This is a genomic window from Streptomyces sp. 6N223 (assembly GCF_052246635.1).
Classification (GTDB): domain Bacteria; phylum Actinomycetota; class Actinomycetes; order Streptomycetales; family Streptomycetaceae; genus Streptomyces.
On the sequence record NZ_JBQQCA010000003.1, the window covers coordinates 1 to 17,494 of the forward strand.

Consider the following 17,494-nt stretch of genomic DNA (forward strand, 5'->3'; position numbering starts at 1 on the left):
ACCACGGCGCCTACCTCGTGCCGGACTACCCCACCTACCCCCAGACCGAGAACACCTTCCTGGACTGGTTCCGCTGGAGCCTGTACGGCGACACCGCCGCCCACGACCGCCTCCCGGCCGGCGCCCAAGCCGACGGCACCAGCTGGGAATTCACGGAGGCGTAGACCGACTCAGCCGGCCTCACCACGTGCCGGCGCGGCATGCGTACTCCCAGGGCCAGTCCTCACGTCCCCCGGTCCTGAAGTGACTGGCCCTGGCTTCCCCAACCCTACGGAGACGGACGTGTACAGGAGTTTCAGACGGCTTCTCGCCGGGGCGACCGGCGCGCTGCTCGCCACGGCGGGCGCCCTGACCGCGCTGTCGGCGGCCTCGGCCGAGCCCGCCGAGACGGGCGACGCGCGGCAGGCGTCCGCGTTCCAGCAGGTGACGCTCGCCAAGGGCGGCGAGGAGATGGGCGAGCCGATGCACCTGGCGGTGCTGCCCGACCGCTCGGTGCTGCACACCGCGCGGGACGGCACGCTGCGGGTGACCGACGCCAAGGGCACGACGAGCGTCGCGGGTGAGCTCGACGTCTACACCCACGACGAGGAGGGCCTGCAGAGCGTCGGCGTCGATCCCGACTTCGCCACCAACCGCTTCGTCTACCTCTACTACTCGCCCGCGCTCGACACCCCGCCCGGGGACGCGCCGAGCCAGGGCAGCGCGGCAGACTTCAAGGAGTGGCAGGGCCACAACCGGCTCTCCCGGTTCACCCTGACCGAGGACTACACGCTCGACCTCGACAGCGAGGTGGAGATCCTCAGGGTGCCGACCAACCGTGGCCACTGCTGCCACGTCGGCGGGGACATCGACTTCGACGCCGACGGCAACCTCTACCTGTCCACGGGCGACGACACCGACCCGTTCGCCTCCGACGGCTACACCCCGATCGACGAGGGCGAGAACCGCAGCCCGGCCTATGACGCGCAGCGGTCGTCGGGCAACACCAACGACCTGCGCGGCAAGATCCTCCGGATCTCCGTCAACGACGACGGCTCCTACGACATCCCGGAGGGCAACCTCTTCGAGCCGGGGACGGCGAACACCCGGCCGGAGATCTACGCCATGGGCTTCCGCAACCCGTTCACGATCACCGTCGACAAGCCGACGGGCACGGTCTACGTGGGCGAGCACGGTCCGGACGCCGCCACCGAGGACCCCGACCGCGGCCCGGTCGGCATGGTGGAGTTCGTCCGCGTGACCGAGGCGGGCAACCTCGGCTGGCCGTACTGCGCCGCGGACAACCAGCCCTACGTCGAGTACGACTTCGCCACCGAGGAGTCCGGCTCGGCGTACGACTGCGAGGGCGGGCCCACCAACAACTCGCCGAACAACACCGGCCTGACCACCCTGCCGCCCGCCCAGCCGGGATGGATCCCCTACCACGGCGACTCCGTCCCGGAGTTCGGCGACGGGTGGTCGAATTCCCCGACGGCCGGCCCGGTCTACCACTACGACGCCGATCTGGACTCGGCGGTGAAGTTCCCCGAGGAGTACGACGGCGACTTCTTCGCCATGGAGTACGGGCGTCAGTGGATCAAGAACATCGACGTGGCGGACGACGGCAGCCCCGGCGCCATCAACGACTTCCCCTGGTCCGGCACCCAGGTGATCGACGCCGCCTTCGGACCGGACGGCGCGCTGTACGTCCTGGACTACGGCATGGGCTACACCGAGGGCGACGAGAACAGCGCCCTGTACCGGATCGAGCACCTCACCTCCGACGGCCGCGCCCCCGTCGCCGAGGCGTCGGCCGAGCCGACCTCCGGGCCGGCGCCGCTGGAGGTGGCGTTCTCCTCCGAGGGCAGCAGCGACCCGGACGGCGACGCCCTCACCTACAGCTGGGAGTTCGGCGACGGCGAAGGCTCCACCAAGGCCAACCCCACCCACACCTACACCGAGGCCGGCGAGTACACCGCGACGCTGACCGTCGAGGACACCACCGGCCGGATTGCCACCGCCTCCGCCCACATCACCGTCGGCAACACCGCGCCGACCGTCACCCTGGAGCTGCCGGCGGACGGCCAGATCGTCGACTTCGGCGACGCCGTGCCGTACGAGATCACCGTCACCGACCCCGAGGACAGCGAGATCGACTGCTCGAATGTCACGCTGAGCTTCATCCTCGGCCACGACAACCACGGCCATCCGCAGACCTCCGAGACCGGCTGCTCCGGCACCCTCCAGACGGGCTCCGACGGCGAGCACGACGCGAACGCGAACGTCTTCGGCGTCTGGGAAGCCGAGTACACCGACTCCGACGGGCTGACCGCCCGCGACGAGCACATCACCCAGACCAGCCACCGGCAGGCCGAGCACTTCACCGACGCGAGCGGCGTCGAGGTTACGTCGAGCGAGGCCGCGCACGGCGGCAGCGCCGTGGGGGCCATCGAGGACGGCGACTGGATCGCGTTCGAGCCCTACGTGCTCGCCGACGCCACCGAGATCACCGCGCGCGTCTCCTCCGCCGACGCCGGCGGCACCATCGAGGTACGCGCCGGCTCACCCGACGGCGACCTGCTCGGCAGCGTGGACGTGCCCAGCACCGGCGGCTCGGGGACCTTCGAGGACGTGACGGCCGCCCTGTCCGGCGCGCCCGCCGGGACCACCACGCTCCACCTGGTCTTCACCGGCGCGGACGGCGAGGCGTTGTTCACCGTCGACGACTTCACGTTCACCACCACCGACGACACCACCGACGACACGGCCGCGGGCCACCCGCACCCGTGAAGGGAGTATCCGTCATGACCACACGCGCGACCCGCCTGGTCAGGCTGGCGGCCGGGGCGGTGCTGTGCGCCGCGGCGCTGCCGGCCCTGACCCCGCAGGGGGCGACGGCGGCTCCCGACGACCCGGCCTATGAGGTCCTGGTCTTCTCCAAGACCGCGGGCTTCCGCCACGACTCCATCGAGGCGGGCATCACCGCGATCCAGGAGCTGGGCGAGCAGAACAACTTCACGGTGACCGCGACCGAGGACGCGTCCGCGTTCACCTCCGACAACCTCGCCCGGTACCAGACCGTCGTCTTCCTCTCCACCACCGGCGACGTCCTCGACGACGCCCAGCAGGGCGCGTTCGAGCAGTACATCACCGCGGGCGGCGGCTACCTCGGCGTCCACGCCGCCGCCGACACCGAGTACGACTGGCCCTTCTACGGCGAGTTGGTCGGCGCCTACTTCGAGTCTCACCCGGAGATCCAGCCGGCCACCGTCGTCGTCGAGGACCGAGAGCACGACGCCACCGCCCACCTGCCGGCCGCCTGGCAGCGCACGGACGAGTGGTACAACTACCAGTCCAGTCCTCGGGAGTCCGTCCACGTGCTGGCCTCGCTGGACGAGGCGAGCTACGCCGGCGGCACCATGGGCGGCGACCACCCCATCGCCTGGTGCCAGGAGTACGAGGGCGGCCGGTCGTTCTACACCGGCTTCGGCCACTCCGCCGAATCCTTCGCCGAGCCCGACTTCCGCGCCCACCTGCTGGGCGGCGTCCGCTACGCCGCCGGGATCGTCGAGGCCGACTGCCGCCCCGAGGCCGGCCGCACCGCCTCCTCCGCCCCATGACCGGTCGGCGTCGGGGAGGCGCAACGCCCACGTCCGCGCGGGACCTCGCCCCGCCGCACGGCCGGCGCCACGGCCCGTCACGAAAGGACAGTCCCGTGTCCCAATCCGTCGAGCACACACCACGAACCACCACCAGGAGGCGGATCCGCTCCCGGTCCCGCCGCGCGCTCGTCGTCCTGCTGGGGGCGGTCCTGCCGCTGGCGGCCGCGACGTTCCTCACCGCGACCGCGACCGCGACCGCGACCGCGAACACCAACACGACCGCGAACGCGGCAACCGACCGCGCCGCCGCCGCCGAGCTGACCGAGGTCACCGACTTCGGCGAGAACCCCACCAACCTGCGCATGCACCTCTACGTGCCCGACAGCGTCACCGAGCAGCCGGCCGTGGTCCTGGCCCTCCACTACTGCACGGGCACGGGCGAGGCGTACTACGCCGGCACCCAGTTCGCCTCCCTGGCCGACCAGCACGGCTTCATCGTCATCTACCCGACGGCCACCCGCGAGAGTCAGTGCTGGGACGTCTCCTCCCCCGAGGCCCTGACCCGCGACGGCGGCAGCGACCCGGTCGGCCTGAAGTCGATGGTCGACCACACCGTCGCCACCTACGGGGCCGACACCAGCCGCGTCTTCGTCACCGGCGGCTCGTCGGGCGGCATGATGACCAACGTCATGGCCGGCCTCTACCCCGACGTCTTCGCGGCGGGCGCGGCCTTCGCCGGCGTTCCCTTCGGATGCTTCGCCACCACCGACGGCTCCGAGTGGAACAGCGCCTGCGCCGGCGGCGAGGTCACCCACACCCCCGAGGAGTGGGCCCAGATCGTGCGCGACGCCTACCCCGGCTACGACGGGCCCTACCCGCGCATGCAGATGTTCCACGGCACCGTGGACGACACCCTCAGCTACGTGAACTTCGAGGAAGAGATCAAGCAGTGGACAGCCGTCCACGGCCTGAGCCAGACCCCGGAGGCCTCCGACAACCCGACGCCGGAGTGGACCCGCACCCGCTACGGCGGCACCGGCACCCAGGCCACCGTCGAAGCCAACAGCTTCGAGGGCTGGGGCCACGGCCTGCCGGGTGACCTCGGCCTGGACGAACGCGCCATCGAGTTCTTCGGCCTGACCAGCCCGCAGTAGGGCAACGACATGGCTACCAGCCGACCAGCCCTGCCCCCACGCCCACCGGCCGCGACCCGTGGCCGGCGGCGCGGCTCAGCCCTGAGCCGCGATTCCGTAACACCGCAAATCCGGACGGGCGTCGAGCCCGTCCCCCCACCGGATGAACAGGAGCCGCAATGATCAGCAGTACGTCCGTACCGCGCTCGCGCCGGCGGCGTGCGCGCCGCCCCCTCCGGGCGGCCGTGGCCACCGTGGCGACCGCCGGCCTCGCCGTGACCGGCATCGTGATGTTCTCCACCACCGCCACGGCTCAGGCCGACACCCTGGGTGCCGCCGCGGAGCAGTCCGGCCGGTACTTCGGCACCGCCACCGAGGCCGGCTACTGGGGCGACTCGCAGTACACCTCGATCCTGGACAGCGAGTTCTCCAGCCTCGTCGCCGAGAACGGCATGAAGTGGGACGCCACCGAGCCCAACCCGGGCGAGTTCAACTTCGACGGCGGTGACCAGCTCGTCGAACGCGCCCAGGCCAACGGGCAGGCCGTCCGCGGCCACACCCTGGTCTGGCACGCCCAGCAGCCCGGCTGGACCGCAGGCCTGTACGGCGACGACCTGCGCAACGCCATGATCAACCACATCACCGAGACCGCCGGCCACTTCGCCGGCCAGATCTCCTCCTGGGACGTGGTCAACGAGGCGTTCGAGGAGGACGGCTCCCGCCGTCAGTCCAACCTCCAGATCGAGATGGGCGACACCTGGATCGAGGAGGCGTTCGTCGCCGCCGACGCCGCCGACCCCGACGCCAAGCTCTGCTACAACGACTACAACCTCGACGGCATCAACGCCAAGAGCGACGGCGTCTACGCCATGGTCGAGGACTTCCTCGCCCGCGGCGTGCCCATCGACTGCGTGGGCATCCAGTCCCACCTCAGCACCGAGTCCGACCTGAGCACCTACCAGGCCAACCTCCAGCGCTTCTCCGACCTCGGCGTGGACGTGCACATCACCGAGCTGGACGTCGGCGGCTCCGGCACCGCCCAGGCCGACGTCTACCGGACCGTGACCGAGGCGTGCGTGGCCGTCGAACGCTGCGCCGGCATCACCACCTGGGGCTTCACCGACGCGTACTCCTGGCGCGGCGACGAGACTCCCCTGCCGTGGGACGCCAACTACCAGAAGAAGGAGGCATACACCGCGATACTCGACGCGCTGAACGCCGCCGCCGGAAGCAACACCGGCCAGGGCAGCGAGCCCGCCACCGCGGCGTACGAGCAGACCGCACGACGCGAGAGCCCTCTCGTCGCGCAGCTCGCCTGACCCCAAGCCGGGGCGGGGCGGGGCGCCACAAGGGTCCCGCACATGCGGAGCGGCTGGCGCCCCGCCCCCACCCCTGACCAGCGTCGCCCAGGCTGGCCGGGGTGCGATGGCTCAGACCCGGGTCACCGGAGCCTGTAGTTCCGTCACCCAGTTATCGCGGTTCTCGGGGCACTCCAGGTTGATCTCGCGGGGGTATCCGGTCGACTGGTAGCCGTTGGCGTCGATCCAGCGGGCAAGGGTCTGGGCGGTGGGGAGCACGGTATCCATCGAGCCGCGATGCACGATGGTCGCCGCCTGGTCGAAGGACGGCAGGTCGAGGATCCGGAAGGCGCCGTCCTGGAGAGGGGCGGAGACCTGGACGGCGGCGTGGACGCTGATCCTGCCGCCACCCTCCGGGGCGTCCTCGTAGTACGCGACGCCGGGGCCCGTGGGGGTGATGCCCGCCGAGCCCAGGCGCCGGAACAGCTCGTCGTAGAGCGGCCCGATGACCGGGCCGATGTCCTCGGGCTCGTAACTCGCGGCGGTCGCGGTCAGCTCCGCCACCCGGACGGCAGGGACGTTCTTGATGACAACGTCGTTCGTGGGCATGTGCCCCTCGCTCTCGATCGCTCGGAGCCTCGCCTCGACCTGGACCAGCCGTGCTCCCGCGGCAGCGACAGCAGTCTCCAGTTCGGCCCGCCGCAGCCGCAGCATGCCGCGCAGTTCCTCGGCGCTGACCTTCTCGTCCACGATGTCCTGGACCTGCTGGAGGGTGAAGCCGAGGTCCTTGAGCGCGATGATCCGGTTGAGGCGGGCGAGCTGGGCAGCGGTGTAGTAGCGGTAGCCGCTGGCGGGGTCAACGTGGGCCGGGTGCAGCAGGCCGCTCGCGTCGTAGTGACGCAGCATCCGGACTGAGACGCGGCCGTGCCGAGCGAAGTCTCCGATCGTGAACATGATGTCTCCGAGCTGACCGCCTGACACGGTGTGAGAGTCAAGAAGCTACTCTGCGGCCGACCGAGGCAGCGCGGTCGTTGAGGCATGGCCGCTGCGCACACGAGAGCGAGTCGGGCAGAAAGAGGTGGAGCAGTCATGGGGCTTGTGAACCTGGACCTTCCCACGCCGGCGCGGTTGCGCGGCCGCTGGGCGGCATACGCGGCGATCCGCGCGGCCCGGGGCCCGGACAGGACGTGCTGGGCCGACGGCCCTGTATGGCACTTCGACGACAGCGGTGGCAACTGGGCGGAGGTGCACCACCTCGGTGCGGGCCGTGCGGTGCTGATCGGCTACGACCACGAGTACTCGGAAACCTATTACGGCCCGGCCGCCGAGGACTTCGGCGAGGACGAGACCGATGTGCTCGCCGGGGCACCCGACTGGTGGCGGCCGGTGGTGGAGCAGATGCTGGCCGAGAAGGAGTACGTGGGCTTCGTGTACGGCTTCGACGGCGACGGATGGAAGCGTGCCGACTACAGCGCCGAAGACGGATTTCACAGCGTGGGCCTGCCCGCCCGGAGCGTCGAGAAGACGCGCCAGAGCATCATCTCGTTCGCCCGGGAGGCGCCGGGCCTCGGCGGGGCGGCGCCACGTCCGGCCGCGATCGACGCGCTCATCGCCGCCGACGGCGACGTCACGGAGGCACACGTGACCTCGGTCGTCGGAGCGGGTGGTTGGGATCCCGCGGCGGGCGCTGCCGCGGCCAGGAGATTCCTGGCCTTCTGACCGCGTTCGGCGATCGGCGATCGGCGACGACCCTGCCGGCGAGTGCTCGGCGTCGGAATACCTCGGTCGTCAGTGCCAGTCCATGGCGCCGAACATGTACACCACCAGAGCGCGGCCTTCGGCACGCGAGGCGGCGCGGCCCAGCGCGATGGCTTCGGCATAGTCGTAGGCGTCCTCCGGAGCGGTCATCGCGCTCGGCGAGGTCAGGATCCGATACCCGCACACGCTGCGCAGCCAGATGTCCAGGTACAGCGTCTCGCCCGCAGGCGGGTCCACCGGGTCGACGCGAGGATCGCGGTACTGCACCGGCCATTCACGTACGACGTCGCCGTGCCGGAGGATGGTCACCTTCTGGGCCCTCCGGAGGATCTTGTAGCCCATCGGGATCCATTGGCACAGATCGGGGTTGTCGAACAGGGCGGGATCGGTGAACGCAGATGTGGGTCGGTGGCCACCGAAGAGTATGAACTGCGTCTCGGTCCGCTCGCTGTCAAAGGGGTCGATACGGTCCGCCTCAGCCGGCGGGTAAGGCCAGTAGTCCATGGTCCCGATCCTGCCGGGCCCCTCTGACAGCGACCGGGTGCACGTGGTCTGCCGGCGGGCTCGCGTATTCAGCTCTCGCCAGTGCTCCGCGGGGCCCAGCCTGGTGGTGACCGCCCACTGGTCCCCGGGGGCCTGTCGGCTCCAGGCGGGAAGGACGCGCGACGACCGGTCGCGGCGCCGGCGTCAGTCCTCCAGCGTCGACGGCGGCGTGCCCAGGGCGGCCAGCTCCGGCCAGAACCCCTCGGGGATGGTGGTCGCCCGCAGCTCCTCAAGCTGGGCGAGCCGCTCGGGGCGGTTGACCCCCACGATCGTCGAGGCGATGCCCGGGTGGCGCAGCGAGAACCGCAGCGCCACGGCGTGCAGCGGGATGTCCCACCGCCCGCACAGCTCGCGGGCGCGCGCCACCCAGGCGAGGAGTTCCGGCCCCGCCTGGGTGTAGGCGTACTTCTCGCCCCTGCCGGCGAGGATGCCGCCGCCGAAGGGCGCGGCGTTGAAGACGCCGATGCCGCGGTCGGCCGCCAGGTCGATCAGCTCCTCGCCCCGCCGGTCCACGAGCGTGTACCGGTTGTGGGTCAGCAGAACGTCGAACGCGCCGCTCTCGGCGTACCGGCGCATCTGGGAGACGGGGCCCGAGGCGATGCCGAGGGCCCCGGCCAGCCCCTGCTCGCGCAGCTCGGTCAGCCCCTGCACGGCCCCGCCGGGCGCGAACGCCTCCTCGACCTCGATGGTGTAGGGGTCGTGGAGGTGGAGCAGCGGCAGGCGGTCGAGCCCCAGGCGCGCGGTGCTCTCCTCGAACGACCGCCAGACCCGGTCACGGTCCAGCGCGCCCGTCTCCGGGTCGGCGTCGACCTTGGTGACGATCACTTTGCCGGCGGGAAGCCCGTCGCGCCGGACGGCGGCTCCCAGGACGGTCTCGCTGCGGCCCTGGGCGTAGTTGTTCGAGGTGTCGATCATCGCGAACGGGCTGGCGAACATCGCCCGCGCCAGAGCGTCGGCCTCCTCGGCCGGTGTCCCGTCGGGATGCGGCGGGTTGCCCAGGTAGGAGGTGCCGACGCTGACCGCCGTCACGCGCAGCGAGGTCCCCGGCACGATCCGCTCGTCCGTCAACTCATCCATGTCTCTTCGATCTTCCGCCGCGCGCCACGCGTACCTGTTCGATACGCCTTGCCGCACGGGACACTAGCAGCGACGCGTGGCGCCCGCGGGGGGACGGCTCCCCGCCAGCATGCCGCGGCCGACTACGGCTGGACGGCCAGCGACGACGAGCTGATGCCGACGGTCACCGTCACGCCCGACGGCGAGTGGCCCGGGCCCCCTGCCGCGCCGGGTGCGCCTAGCCGCAGCGGAGGATTACCCATTATCGAAGCGCTTCGATTCTCAGCCAGAGCCCCCAATCCGTGAAGAGCACGCGACAACTGCTTGCACGCCCCCTACCTACCGTTGGCAACGTTGCTAAATCTCCCCATCGCACTTCTGTCGCAGGGCTTGTGTGCTCCGCTGAGGGCTCCTAGCCTCAGCCAAACGTTGAAGCGCTTCGACCCTTCGTCGTACGCATCCCGGGACCTTGCAACGAAGCAGAGCCAGGAAGGGGCGTTGACGTCATGCCGAACGCACGCTCCGGGCCGAGCCGGACATTCGCCTACGCCGGCCTGCCGCAGGTCGTCGAAAGCGCGGAGAACGCCGTGGCGCGGAGCACGGTCCCACGCCCCCGTACCGCGGGAGACCGGCGGAAGCCCTCCGCCACCAGAGCAACGCAAACCAGGCTCGATCACGTCCAGGACGTGTCTGACGAAGTCGGCCCCTTCACGAAGGGCATGCCCATCGGCGCCATCGAAGGCTGAAACGTACCCCCGCAGACCTGACTCCACCTCCGGACCCCGCCCCCACACCAAGAGGAGACAGCCGGTGGCCGCGCTCAGCGACACGCTCCGGGGGGCGGTTGCACATCGTCAACCTCGCTGGGGCGCGAGCCGCCTCAACCCCCACCCCCCACAGCAACGAAGGAAGAGCTGTCATGCGACACTCACGACGCCCGCGTCTCCCGCGGGCCCTGGCGCCGGTCACCATCGCGCTGGCGACCGTCCTCACCGTCACAACGGTCAGCATCGCCTCGGCGCAGGAGGACACCCCCGCAGCCCCGCTGGCCGAGGTGTGCGGTGACTTCGAGACGATCGAGCAGGGCAAGTACTGGCTGAACAACAACGTCTGGGGGCAGGACGCCGGCACCGGCTGGCAGTGCGTCCACGACTCCCCGCCCGCCGAGGAGGGCACCATCGCCTGGGGCACCAACTGGGAGTGGTCCGGCGAGCCGACCTCGGTGAAGTCCTTCGTCAGCTCCGTACTCGGCTGGCACTGGAGCTCGATCGAGCCCGACACCGGCCTGCCGGTCCAGCTCTCCTCGGGCACCCCGGTCAACACCGTCTGGGACTACCAGGTCAGCGACAACCCGGGCACCATGAACGTCGCCTACGACCTGTGGCTGCACTCCATCAACAACCCCGGCTCGTCGGACGACCCGACCGACGAGATCATGATCTGGCCCTACCGCAGCGGCGGCGCGGGCCCGATCGGCGAGACCGTCGCCACCGTCGAGATCGGCGGCGCCACCTGGGAGCTGCACGAGGGCAACATCGGCTGGGACGTGTACTCCTTCGTCCGCACGGAGAACACCGAGTCGGTCGAGTTCAACCTCATGGACTTCCTGACCTACCTCGTGGAGAACCGCGGTCTGGACGCCAACAAGTACCTCAACAGCGTGCAGGCCGGAACCGAGGTGTTCACCGGCGCCGGGTCGCTTGAGACCAGCCGGTACGCCACCGACGTCGGCTGACGTCCCCCAACCGGGACCCCGCGAAGGCGGGCACACCGGCGCCCCACGCGGCAGGTCGGCCGGTGGCCGACAGGACACAGCGGCCACCGGCCGGCCCGCCCGGCGCCCGTCAGCATCCCGTTGCGCACCTGCGCGCTGACGGCGTCTCGCGCCGCGGCCGGGCACAGCGGCTGCCGGGCAGGCCCTTGAGCCTGGACCGGCTCATCAGCAGTTCCACCGTGCCGTGGCTGAACCCGGCGCGGTTCACCCGCCCGTCCACCACGGTCGCACCGTTGGCGGCGTAGACCATGTCGGGGAACCAGGCGCCGCGTCCGGTCGGCATCTGCACGCCGCCCCGCTCACCTGGCTCATTTGCCGCCCGCTTAAAGATATGGCGGCCATACGGACCCGAGGGCAGGCTGAAGCCATTCCGCTCTGGTTCCTGAGCATGTGGCCCCACCGTCCTGTCCAAGCGTGTGCCCCATCCGTGTCGAACCCACCTCGATGTCCGTGAGTCCTCGGACGTCCGTCGGCAGACCCGCCGTCAACCCCCTCGTGACCACGGCTCCACCGACGTCCGATCTTCCCGATGCGCAGGTCACACAAGCATGGAGGCAAGATCATGCCCGAACAGAAACAGGCCCTGCGCGTCTCCCTGTTCGACTCCACGCCGCGCGACGGCGAGCAGGCTCCCGGGGACCGCGCGGTCCGCGAGGACGTCCGCCCCGATCTTCAGGCGGGTGGCCGCGAGAACCGCCATCGGCGAAGAACGAAGACACGGCGAGGGCCGAGGTGGTGCGCCTCGGTCACACCGAGCAGGCCGAGGCGGTGCGGCGGGCCTGCGACGCGGTGATCGAGCGCCGACGGCACCCAGGCCGCTCCGGCCTGGTACGTCGCAGAGATCGGCTGACAGCCCGGACATCCTGCCTCAGACGAGAGGGGAACGACCACCGTGTCCCAGCAGGCCCTCCAGCATGGCGCAGCACCCGTCGCCATCCGCAGCGCCGCCTGGTATCTGCCCGAGCACACGCTGCCGATCAACGGTGTGCGGACGCTCGACGAGGCCGAGCGCGCCACCCGCGACGCTCTGGGCATCGACACGATCCGGGCGGACGACCGGCTGAGCTCCGTCACTCTCGCGGAACGCGCCGCACGCCGGGCTCTCGAACAGGCGGGGCTCGACGCCCGGGACCTGGGCGCCCTGGTGATGGTGGAGTCGCGGGTCCAGGAGACGTTCCTCAGCTCCGAGGTGACCAGGCTCCAGCACCAACTCGGCGCCGGCAACGCCACCACCTTCTCGGTGGGCGGGCTCGGCTGTGTCTCGATCACCCCGGCCCTGCTGACGGCCCGCGGACTGCTGGCCGCGGACCCTGCCCTGGACCATGTCCTGGTCGTGCACGGCAGCAAGCCGGCCGCCGCCCTGCGCTACCGCCACCCGGTCACGGTGAACGGCGACGGCGGGCAGGCACTGCTGCTCTCCCGCAGCGGGCGGATACGGGTACTCGACATCGCGCAGCAGACCAACGGGCGCTACTGGGACCTCTTCCACGTCGACTACCGGGACCGCCCCACCGCGTCGTGGCGCGAACAGTGCACGGAGCCCAGCACCTACTCCTTCCGCCTGGCCGTGGAGACGCGCAACCACCTCTCCGCGATGCTGGGCGACCTGCTGCGGCGCAACGGAATCGGCCGTGGGGACGTCGCCGGCTTCGTCAGCCAGAATCTGTCCGCCGGGAGCTTCACCTTCCTCGAGGACTCCCTGGACATCGAACTGCTGCCGGCGTGCCGGGAGAACCTCCGGCAGTACGGACACCTCGGTCCCAACGATGTCTTCCTCAATCTCCGCACAGCACTCGACCGCAAGGAGCTGGCCCCCGGCGACCTCGCGGTCCTGATCAACGTGAGCCCGGTGGCTGCCTGGAGTCTGCTGCTGGTCGAGACAGGTCCACAGGAGGACGCGGCATGAACGACATCACCTCGCAGATCACCGGCTTCCTGAGCGCGGCTCTTCGCCGGCAGGTCGAGCCGGACGACGACTACTTCGCGCAGGGCCTCGCCGACTCGCTGTTCGCCCTGGAGCTGGTGACCTTCGTCGAGAGCCACTTCGCCCTCACCATCGAGGTCGAGGATCTGGATCTGGACAGCTTCAGGACCGCCAACCGCATCACGGAGTTCGTCCGGCGCAAGACCGGAGCGCCCGAGCTGGGAGAGGCGCATGTCGAGGGTTCCTGACAGCGGCCCCGACGCCGCGACGACGGATCTGCCGCCCATGGAGCCCGTGGAGCCCGTGGACCTGTCCCGGGTCGCGGCCGATCTGGCGGCCAACGCACACGACTGCGCCTCTCGTTGGGATCAGGACGGCGGACTGCCCGATTCGGTGCGCAAGGAGTTCGCCGCATCGGGACTGCTCGCCGCGGACCTGCCCGAGCGGTACGGGGGCGCCGGCCTCCATCCGCTCACGCTCGGCGAGATCACCGCACGGATCGGTGGTGAGTGCAGCGCCCTGCGCGGGCTGCTGACCGTACAAGGCATGGTCGCCGCGGCGCTGCTGCGCTGGGGCACCGAGGCGCAGCGGGCCGACTGGCTGCCCAGGCTGGCCGGCGGCGAGCTGACCGCCGGCTTCGCGGCGACCGAGCAGGGCGCCGGCAGCGCGCTGGGGTCGGTGGAAACCCGTATCGAGGCGTCGGGCCGGTCGGACCACCAGGAACGCCAGGAACTGGTCGTGAGCGGCCACAAGAGGTGGGTCACCTTCGGCGCGGTCGCCGACGTGTTCCTGGTCCTCGGCACGTACGAGGGAAGGCCGGCCGCCGTGCTCGTGGACGCCGACCGCGCCGGTGTCGAGCGGGAGCCTGTGAACGGCCAGCTCGGCATGCGGGCCGCCCGCGTCGCCCATCTGTCCTTCGACGGCGTGCGGGTGCCCCGGCGTCAGCTCGTCGCCCCTCCCGGTCTGGGGCTCTCCCATGTCGCCGGCACCGCGCTCGACCACGGCCGGTTCACGGTCGCCTGGGGATGCGTGGGCATGGCGGAGGCGTGCGTCGAGGACGCCGCCACCCACGCCGCGGTCCGCCGGCAGGGCGGCACCCCCCTGGGTGACCACCAGTTGGTCCGGTCACTGCTGGCCAGGTCGGCGGTGGACGCCGCCGGGGCCCGGGAACTCGCCCGCAGGGCCGCGGAGGCACGGGCCTCGGGCCCGGGTCACGGGGTGTCGGAGACGCTCATGGCCAAGTACGCGGCGGCTTCCGCGGCGGCGGCGTGCAGCCGCGACGCCGTGCAGGTGCTCGGCTCGGCCGGCTGCGCGCCCGGCAGCAGGGCGGGCCGCCACTTCCGGGACGCCAAGGTCATGGAGATCATCGAAGGAGCACAGCAGGTGTCCGAACTTCACATAGCCGAACGGCTGTTACGGCGCTTCGGTGGTGCGGCGTGACGGCGGCAGCGGGCGCGCCCACCGTCAAGTGCCTGGTGTGGGACCTGGACGACACCCTGTGGGACGGGGTGGTGCTGGAGGGCGACGATCCCGCCCCCTTCCCCGCGGCGCTGGAGACCCTGGCCGAGCTGGACCGTCGCGGCATCCTGCACGCCGCCGCCAGCCGTGGCGAACACAGCGTCACCCACCGCCATCTGACGGAACGCCGACTGGCCGACTGGTTCTGCGCGACACAGGTGGGCTGGGGCGCCAAGTCCGCCGCGGTGCGCCGGATCGCGAAGGCCCTCAACATAGGTCTGGACACCATCGCGTTCGTCGACAACGACCCGGTGGAGCGGGCGGAGGTCGCCGGCGAACTCCCCATGGTCCGCTGCTACCCGGCGGCGGAGGTCGGACGGCTGCCGGAGTACCAGGAGTTCCGGCCCGAGCACATCACCGCGGAGGCCACCGGGCGGCGCCGGCTCTACCAGGCCGAGTGGCAACGCCAGGAGGCCGAAGAGGAGTTCACCGGAGGACGCCAGGCGTTCCTCGACTCGCTCGACCTGGTCATGGAGCTGCGCGCGGCCACCGAGGAAGACCTCTCCCGGGCCAGCGAGCTGACCGTCCGCACGCACCAGCTCAACAGCACAGGACTGACCTACGGCATCGACGAACTGCGCCGGCTGAGCTCCTCACCGGACCACCAGGTGCTGCTGGCCACGCTCCGCGACCGCTTCGGGGACTACGGGATCATCGGCCTGGCCGTCACCGAACTCGTCGGGCGGGACTCGGTCCTGCGGCTGATGCTGATGTCCTGCCGGGTCGCCTCGCGCGGTGCGGGGAACGTGCTGCTGCACCACCTGATCCAGCAGGCCCTGGCGGCCGGCCGGCGCCCCGTCGCGCACTTCATCCCGACCGAGGCCAACCGGAACATGCTGGTCACGATGCGCTTCGCCGGCTACGAGGCGACGGTCACCGACGAGGACCGCCTCGTGCTCACCGTGGACCCGGAGCGCCCGCTGCCCAAGGCCCCCGGCCACACGCGCGTGATCGCCGGTGCGGCATGCACAGCACAGGAAACCGCGCTGGAGACAGCACAGGAGACAGCACAGGAGGCGAGGCTGCCATGACCCGACGTCCCGGTGGTATCGATGAGTTCGTCCCCGCGGACGCCCCGGCGGAGGTACGGCCGGTGTGGGACGCCTTCCGAAGCCAGGTGGCCAGGACGCCCGAGGCGACCGCGCTCATCATCGGCGGCGTCTCGCTGACGTACCGCGAGCTCGACCACGCCTCGGCCGGTCTTGCGCGGCTGCTGTGGCAGCACGGACTGCGGCCGGGGCGGGTCGTCTGCGTCCGGACGCCGCAGAGCGCCCTGTCCGTGGTCGCCGTGCTCGCCGCGCTGCGCACCGGTGCCACCTGGGCGGTCCTGGAACCGGACCTGCCCGTCGGGAGGTTCGAGGCGCTGTGCCGGGACCTCGACTGCGCGGTGGTGCTGAGCGAGGGCGGCGACGCGGTGCCGGCACCCGCGCTCGCGGCGATGCCCGCCCCGCCGGCGGTCGTGGACGCGGCGGACCTGAAGCTGACGCGGCTCGTCGAGGCGGGCCAGGAGCTGCCGACCGACCCGTACCCACCGGTCCCGGAGCAGAGCCCCGCCTACGTCGCCTACACCTCGGGATCCACCGGTGTGCCCAAAGGCGTGATGGTCAGCCGGGGCCAGCTCGCGGCGTCCATCAGCTGCCGGGGGCCGGTGTACGGCACCGAGCACTCCGTCCTCCTGATCGCGTTGCGGCTGTCCTTCGACGGGGTTCTCGGCGGCATGTTCTGGTCGCTCACCGACGGTCACACGCTGGTCCTGCCCGATTCCCGGCAGCTCGTGCGGGTGCCGGAGTTCACCCGGCTGGCCAGGGAACACCGCGTGACACACCTGTTCAACATTCCCTCCTACTACCGGGCGGTGCTCCAGGAACCCGGCGGCCTGCCCGACACGCTGCGCCTTGTGGTCGTGGGGGGTGAGGAGTGCACCCCCCAGCTGGTGGCCGCACACCACGAGCGACTGCCGGGGATCCCGATCGTCAACGAGTACGGGCCCACCGAGACGACCATCACCTGCACGGTGGAGACCGATCCGGACCCGACCCGGGACCGCATCCCCATCGGGCGGCCCTTCCCGGGAGCGCGGACCCTGGTACTGGACGAGCGGCTGCGTGAAGTCCCGGCCGGGGAGCGGGGCGAGCTCTACGTCGGCGGCTCCTTCGTGGCACTCGGCTACGCGAACCAGCCGGCCCGCACGGCCGAGCGATTCGTCGCGGACCCGTACGGGCGGCCGGGCGGGCGCCTCTACCGCACCGGGGACATCGCCAGCGTCGACGAGCGGGGCGCGTTGCTCTACCACGGCAGAACGGACGACCAGGTCAAGATCCGCGGTGCGCGGATCGAACTCGGCGAGATCGAAAGCGTGCTGGAACGCCATGCGGGCGTGGCGCAGGCCGTGGCGCTCTGCGAGCGTGCCGGGCGGGACGAGCCGCAGGTGATCGCCTTCGTACTGCCGACACCCGGCAGCGGGCCGCCGGACGACCCGGAGCTGCGCGAACACTGCCGAGGCCGACTGGTGGAGCAGGCCGTACCGACCCTGTTCGTACCGGTCGACCACATGCCCCTCGACCGCAACACCAAGGCGAACCGGGCCACGCTCCGCACGCTGATCCCGACGGACCGGCAGGCCTCCGGGGACTGGAGCGGGCACCGGCCTGCCGTCGGCCGGATCTGGGCGGAGGTCCTCGGGCACTCCGGCGCCGGCCCGGACGACAACTTCTTCGCCGTCGGCGGGAGTTCGATCAAGGTCATCGACCTGCACGACAGGCTGGAGCGGCGATGGCCCGGGGCGCTGCGGGTGGGCGAGCTGTTCGACTACATCACCATCGCCACCCAGGCGCAGCGGATCGCCGACCGCCTGGGCGAGCGCGCACAGGGCGAGGAACCCGCCCCACCGGCCACATACGAGCTCTGAC

General features: G+C 71.1%; 14 protein-coding genes and 2 pseudogenes. 11 read left to right on the forward strand and 5 right to left on the reverse strand.

Annotated features, from left to right (window positions below):
- The first annotated feature begins 282 nt into the window (after positions 1-282).
- From ACTWQH_RS03020 to ACTWQH_RS03035, 4 genes and pseudogenes are all read left to right on the forward strand, one after another.
- Positions 283-2,769, forward strand: coding sequence for a PQQ-dependent sugar dehydrogenase (locus tag ACTWQH_RS03020; protein ID WP_443284702.1), 2,487 nt, complete (start codon positions 283-285; stop codon positions 2,767-2,769).
- A 14-nt stretch (positions 2,770-2,783) separates the two neighbouring features.
- A pseudogene (locus ACTWQH_RS03025) lies at positions 2,784-3,581 on the forward strand (ThuA domain-containing protein); the annotation flags it as partial.
- A 14-nt stretch (positions 3,582-3,595) separates the two neighbouring features.
- Positions 3,596-4,720: pseudogene (locus tag ACTWQH_RS03030) on the forward strand (extracellular catalytic domain type 1 short-chain-length polyhydroxyalkanoate depolymerase); the annotation flags it as partial.
- A gap of 173 nt (positions 4,721-4,893) precedes the next feature.
- Positions 4,894-6,033 carry an endo-1,4-beta-xylanase gene (locus ACTWQH_RS03035; protein ID WP_443284703.1) on the forward strand — a complete coding sequence of 380 codons (1,140 nt, stop codon included), beginning with the start codon at positions 4,894-4,896 and terminating at the stop codon, positions 6,031-6,033.
- 111 nt (positions 6,034-6,144) lie between these two features.
- Here ACTWQH_RS03035 and ACTWQH_RS03040 read toward each other — a convergent pair whose 3' ends face one another.
- Positions 6,145-6,966, reverse strand: coding sequence for a MerR family transcriptional regulator (locus tag ACTWQH_RS03040; RefSeq protein WP_443284704.1), 822 nt, complete (start codon positions 6,964-6,966; stop codon positions 6,145-6,147).
- A 135-nt stretch (positions 6,967-7,101) separates the two neighbouring features.
- Here ACTWQH_RS03040 and ACTWQH_RS03045 point away from each other — a divergent pair, with 135 nt between their 5' ends.
- Positions 7,102-7,731 carry a proteophosphoglycan 5 gene (locus tag ACTWQH_RS03045; RefSeq protein ID WP_443284705.1) on the forward strand — a complete coding sequence of 210 codons (630 nt, stop codon included), beginning with the start codon at positions 7,102-7,104 and terminating at the stop codon, positions 7,729-7,731.
- A gap of 69 nt (positions 7,732-7,800) precedes the next feature.
- Here ACTWQH_RS03045 and ACTWQH_RS03050 read toward each other — a convergent pair whose 3' ends face one another.
- Both ACTWQH_RS03050 and ACTWQH_RS03055 read right to left on the reverse strand, forming a co-directional pair.
- Positions 7,801-8,274, reverse strand: a complete 474-nt coding sequence (locus ACTWQH_RS03050) for a hypothetical protein (protein ID WP_443284706.1) — start codon at positions 8,272-8,274, stop codon at positions 7,801-7,803.
- A gap of 183 nt (positions 8,275-8,457) precedes the next feature.
- Positions 8,458-9,390: an aldo/keto reductase gene (locus ACTWQH_RS03055; protein ID WP_443284707.1), complete on the reverse strand. Its 933-nt coding sequence runs from the start codon at positions 9,388-9,390 to the stop codon at positions 8,458-8,460.
- Between the two features lie 898 nt (positions 9,391-10,288).
- On the opposite strand from ACTWQH_RS03055, the gene ACTWQH_RS03060 reads away from it, so the two are divergent.
- Positions 10,289-11,104 carry a GH12 family glycosyl hydrolase domain-containing protein gene (locus ACTWQH_RS03060; protein WP_443284708.1) on the forward strand — a complete coding sequence of 272 codons (816 nt, stop codon included), beginning with the start codon at positions 10,289-10,291 and terminating at the stop codon, positions 11,102-11,104.
- Between the two features lie 109 nt (positions 11,105-11,213).
- Here the strand turns inward: ACTWQH_RS03060 and ACTWQH_RS03065 are convergent, their stop codons facing one another.
- On the reverse strand, positions 11,214-11,432 hold the full coding sequence (locus tag ACTWQH_RS03065; RefSeq protein ID WP_443284709.1) for a hypothetical protein: 219 nt from the start codon (positions 11,430-11,432) through the stop codon (positions 11,214-11,216).
- Between the two features lie 249 nt (positions 11,433-11,681).
- Positions 11,682-11,843 carry a hypothetical protein gene (locus ACTWQH_RS03070; RefSeq protein WP_443284710.1) on the reverse strand — a complete coding sequence of 54 codons (162 nt, stop codon included), beginning with the start codon at positions 11,841-11,843 and terminating at the stop codon, positions 11,682-11,684.
- Positions 11,844-12,077: 234 nt separating this feature from the next.
- Between ACTWQH_RS03070 and ACTWQH_RS03075 the strand changes: the two genes are divergently transcribed.
- The 5 genes from ACTWQH_RS03075 to ACTWQH_RS03095 are packed head-to-tail and all read left to right on the forward strand — an operon-like array spanning position 12,078 to position 17,493.
- Positions 12,078-13,049 (forward strand): ketoacyl-ACP synthase III family protein, encoded by a 972-nt coding sequence (locus tag ACTWQH_RS03075; RefSeq protein ID WP_443284919.1) that lies wholly within the window; start codon positions 12,078-12,080, stop codon positions 13,047-13,049.
- A complete protein-coding gene (locus ACTWQH_RS03080; RefSeq protein ID WP_443284711.1) occupies positions 13,046-13,315 on the forward strand; it encodes an acyl carrier protein in 270 nt (89 codons plus the stop codon). Before ACTWQH_RS03075 ends, ACTWQH_RS03080 begins: the two co-directional genes overlap by 4 nt.
- Positions 13,299-14,507 (forward strand): acyl-CoA dehydrogenase family protein, encoded by a 1,209-nt coding sequence (locus ACTWQH_RS03085; protein WP_443284712.1) that lies wholly within the window; start codon positions 13,299-13,301, stop codon positions 14,505-14,507. Before ACTWQH_RS03080 ends, ACTWQH_RS03085 begins: the two co-directional genes overlap by 17 nt.
- A complete protein-coding gene (locus ACTWQH_RS03090) occupies positions 14,504-15,616 on the forward strand; it encodes an HAD-IIIC family phosphatase (RefSeq protein WP_443284713.1) in 1,113 nt (370 codons plus the stop codon). Before ACTWQH_RS03085 ends, ACTWQH_RS03090 begins: the two co-directional genes overlap by 4 nt.
- Positions 15,613-17,493, forward strand: a complete 1,881-nt coding sequence (locus ACTWQH_RS03095; RefSeq protein ID WP_443284714.1) for a non-ribosomal peptide synthetase — start codon at positions 15,613-15,615, stop codon at positions 17,491-17,493. Before ACTWQH_RS03090 ends, ACTWQH_RS03095 begins: the two co-directional genes overlap by 4 nt.
- The last annotated feature ends 1 nt before the right edge of the window (position 17,494 follow it).

Excerpts from the sequence above, each read along its gene's own strand:
- ACTWQH_RS03035 (WP_443284703.1), top strand. The coding sequence starts at position 4,894 with ATGATCAGCAGTACGTCCGTACCGCGCTCGCGCCGGCGGCGTGCGCGC.
- ACTWQH_RS03040 (WP_443284704.1), bottom strand. The coding sequence starts at position 6,966 with ATGTTCACGATCGGAGACTTCGCTCGGCACGGCCGCGTCTCAGTCCGG.
- ACTWQH_RS03045 (WP_443284705.1), top strand. The coding sequence starts at position 7,102 with ATGGGGCTTGTGAACCTGGACCTTCCCACGCCGGCGCGGTTGCGCGGC.
- ACTWQH_RS03050 (WP_443284706.1), bottom strand. The coding sequence starts at position 8,274 with ATGGACTACTGGCCTTACCCGCCGGCTGAGGCGGACCGTATCGACCCC.
- ACTWQH_RS03055 (WP_443284707.1), bottom strand. The coding sequence starts at position 9,390 with ATGGATGAGTTGACGGACGAGCGGATCGTGCCGGGGACCTCGCTGCGC.
- ACTWQH_RS03060 (WP_443284708.1), top strand. The coding sequence starts at position 10,289 with ATGCGACACTCACGACGCCCGCGTCTCCCGCGGGCCCTGGCGCCGGTC.
- ACTWQH_RS03070 (WP_443284710.1), bottom strand. The coding sequence starts at position 11,843 with ATGGCGGTTCTCGCGGCCACCCGCCTGAAGATCGGGGCGGACGTCCTC.
- ACTWQH_RS03080 (WP_443284711.1), top strand. The coding sequence starts at position 13,046 with ATGAACGACATCACCTCGCAGATCACCGGCTTCCTGAGCGCGGCTCTT.
- ACTWQH_RS03085 (WP_443284712.1), top strand. The coding sequence starts at position 13,299 with ATGTCGAGGGTTCCTGACAGCGGCCCCGACGCCGCGACGACGGATCTG.
- ACTWQH_RS03095 (WP_443284714.1), top strand. The coding sequence starts at position 15,613 with ATGACCCGACGTCCCGGTGGTATCGATGAGTTCGTCCCCGCGGACGCC.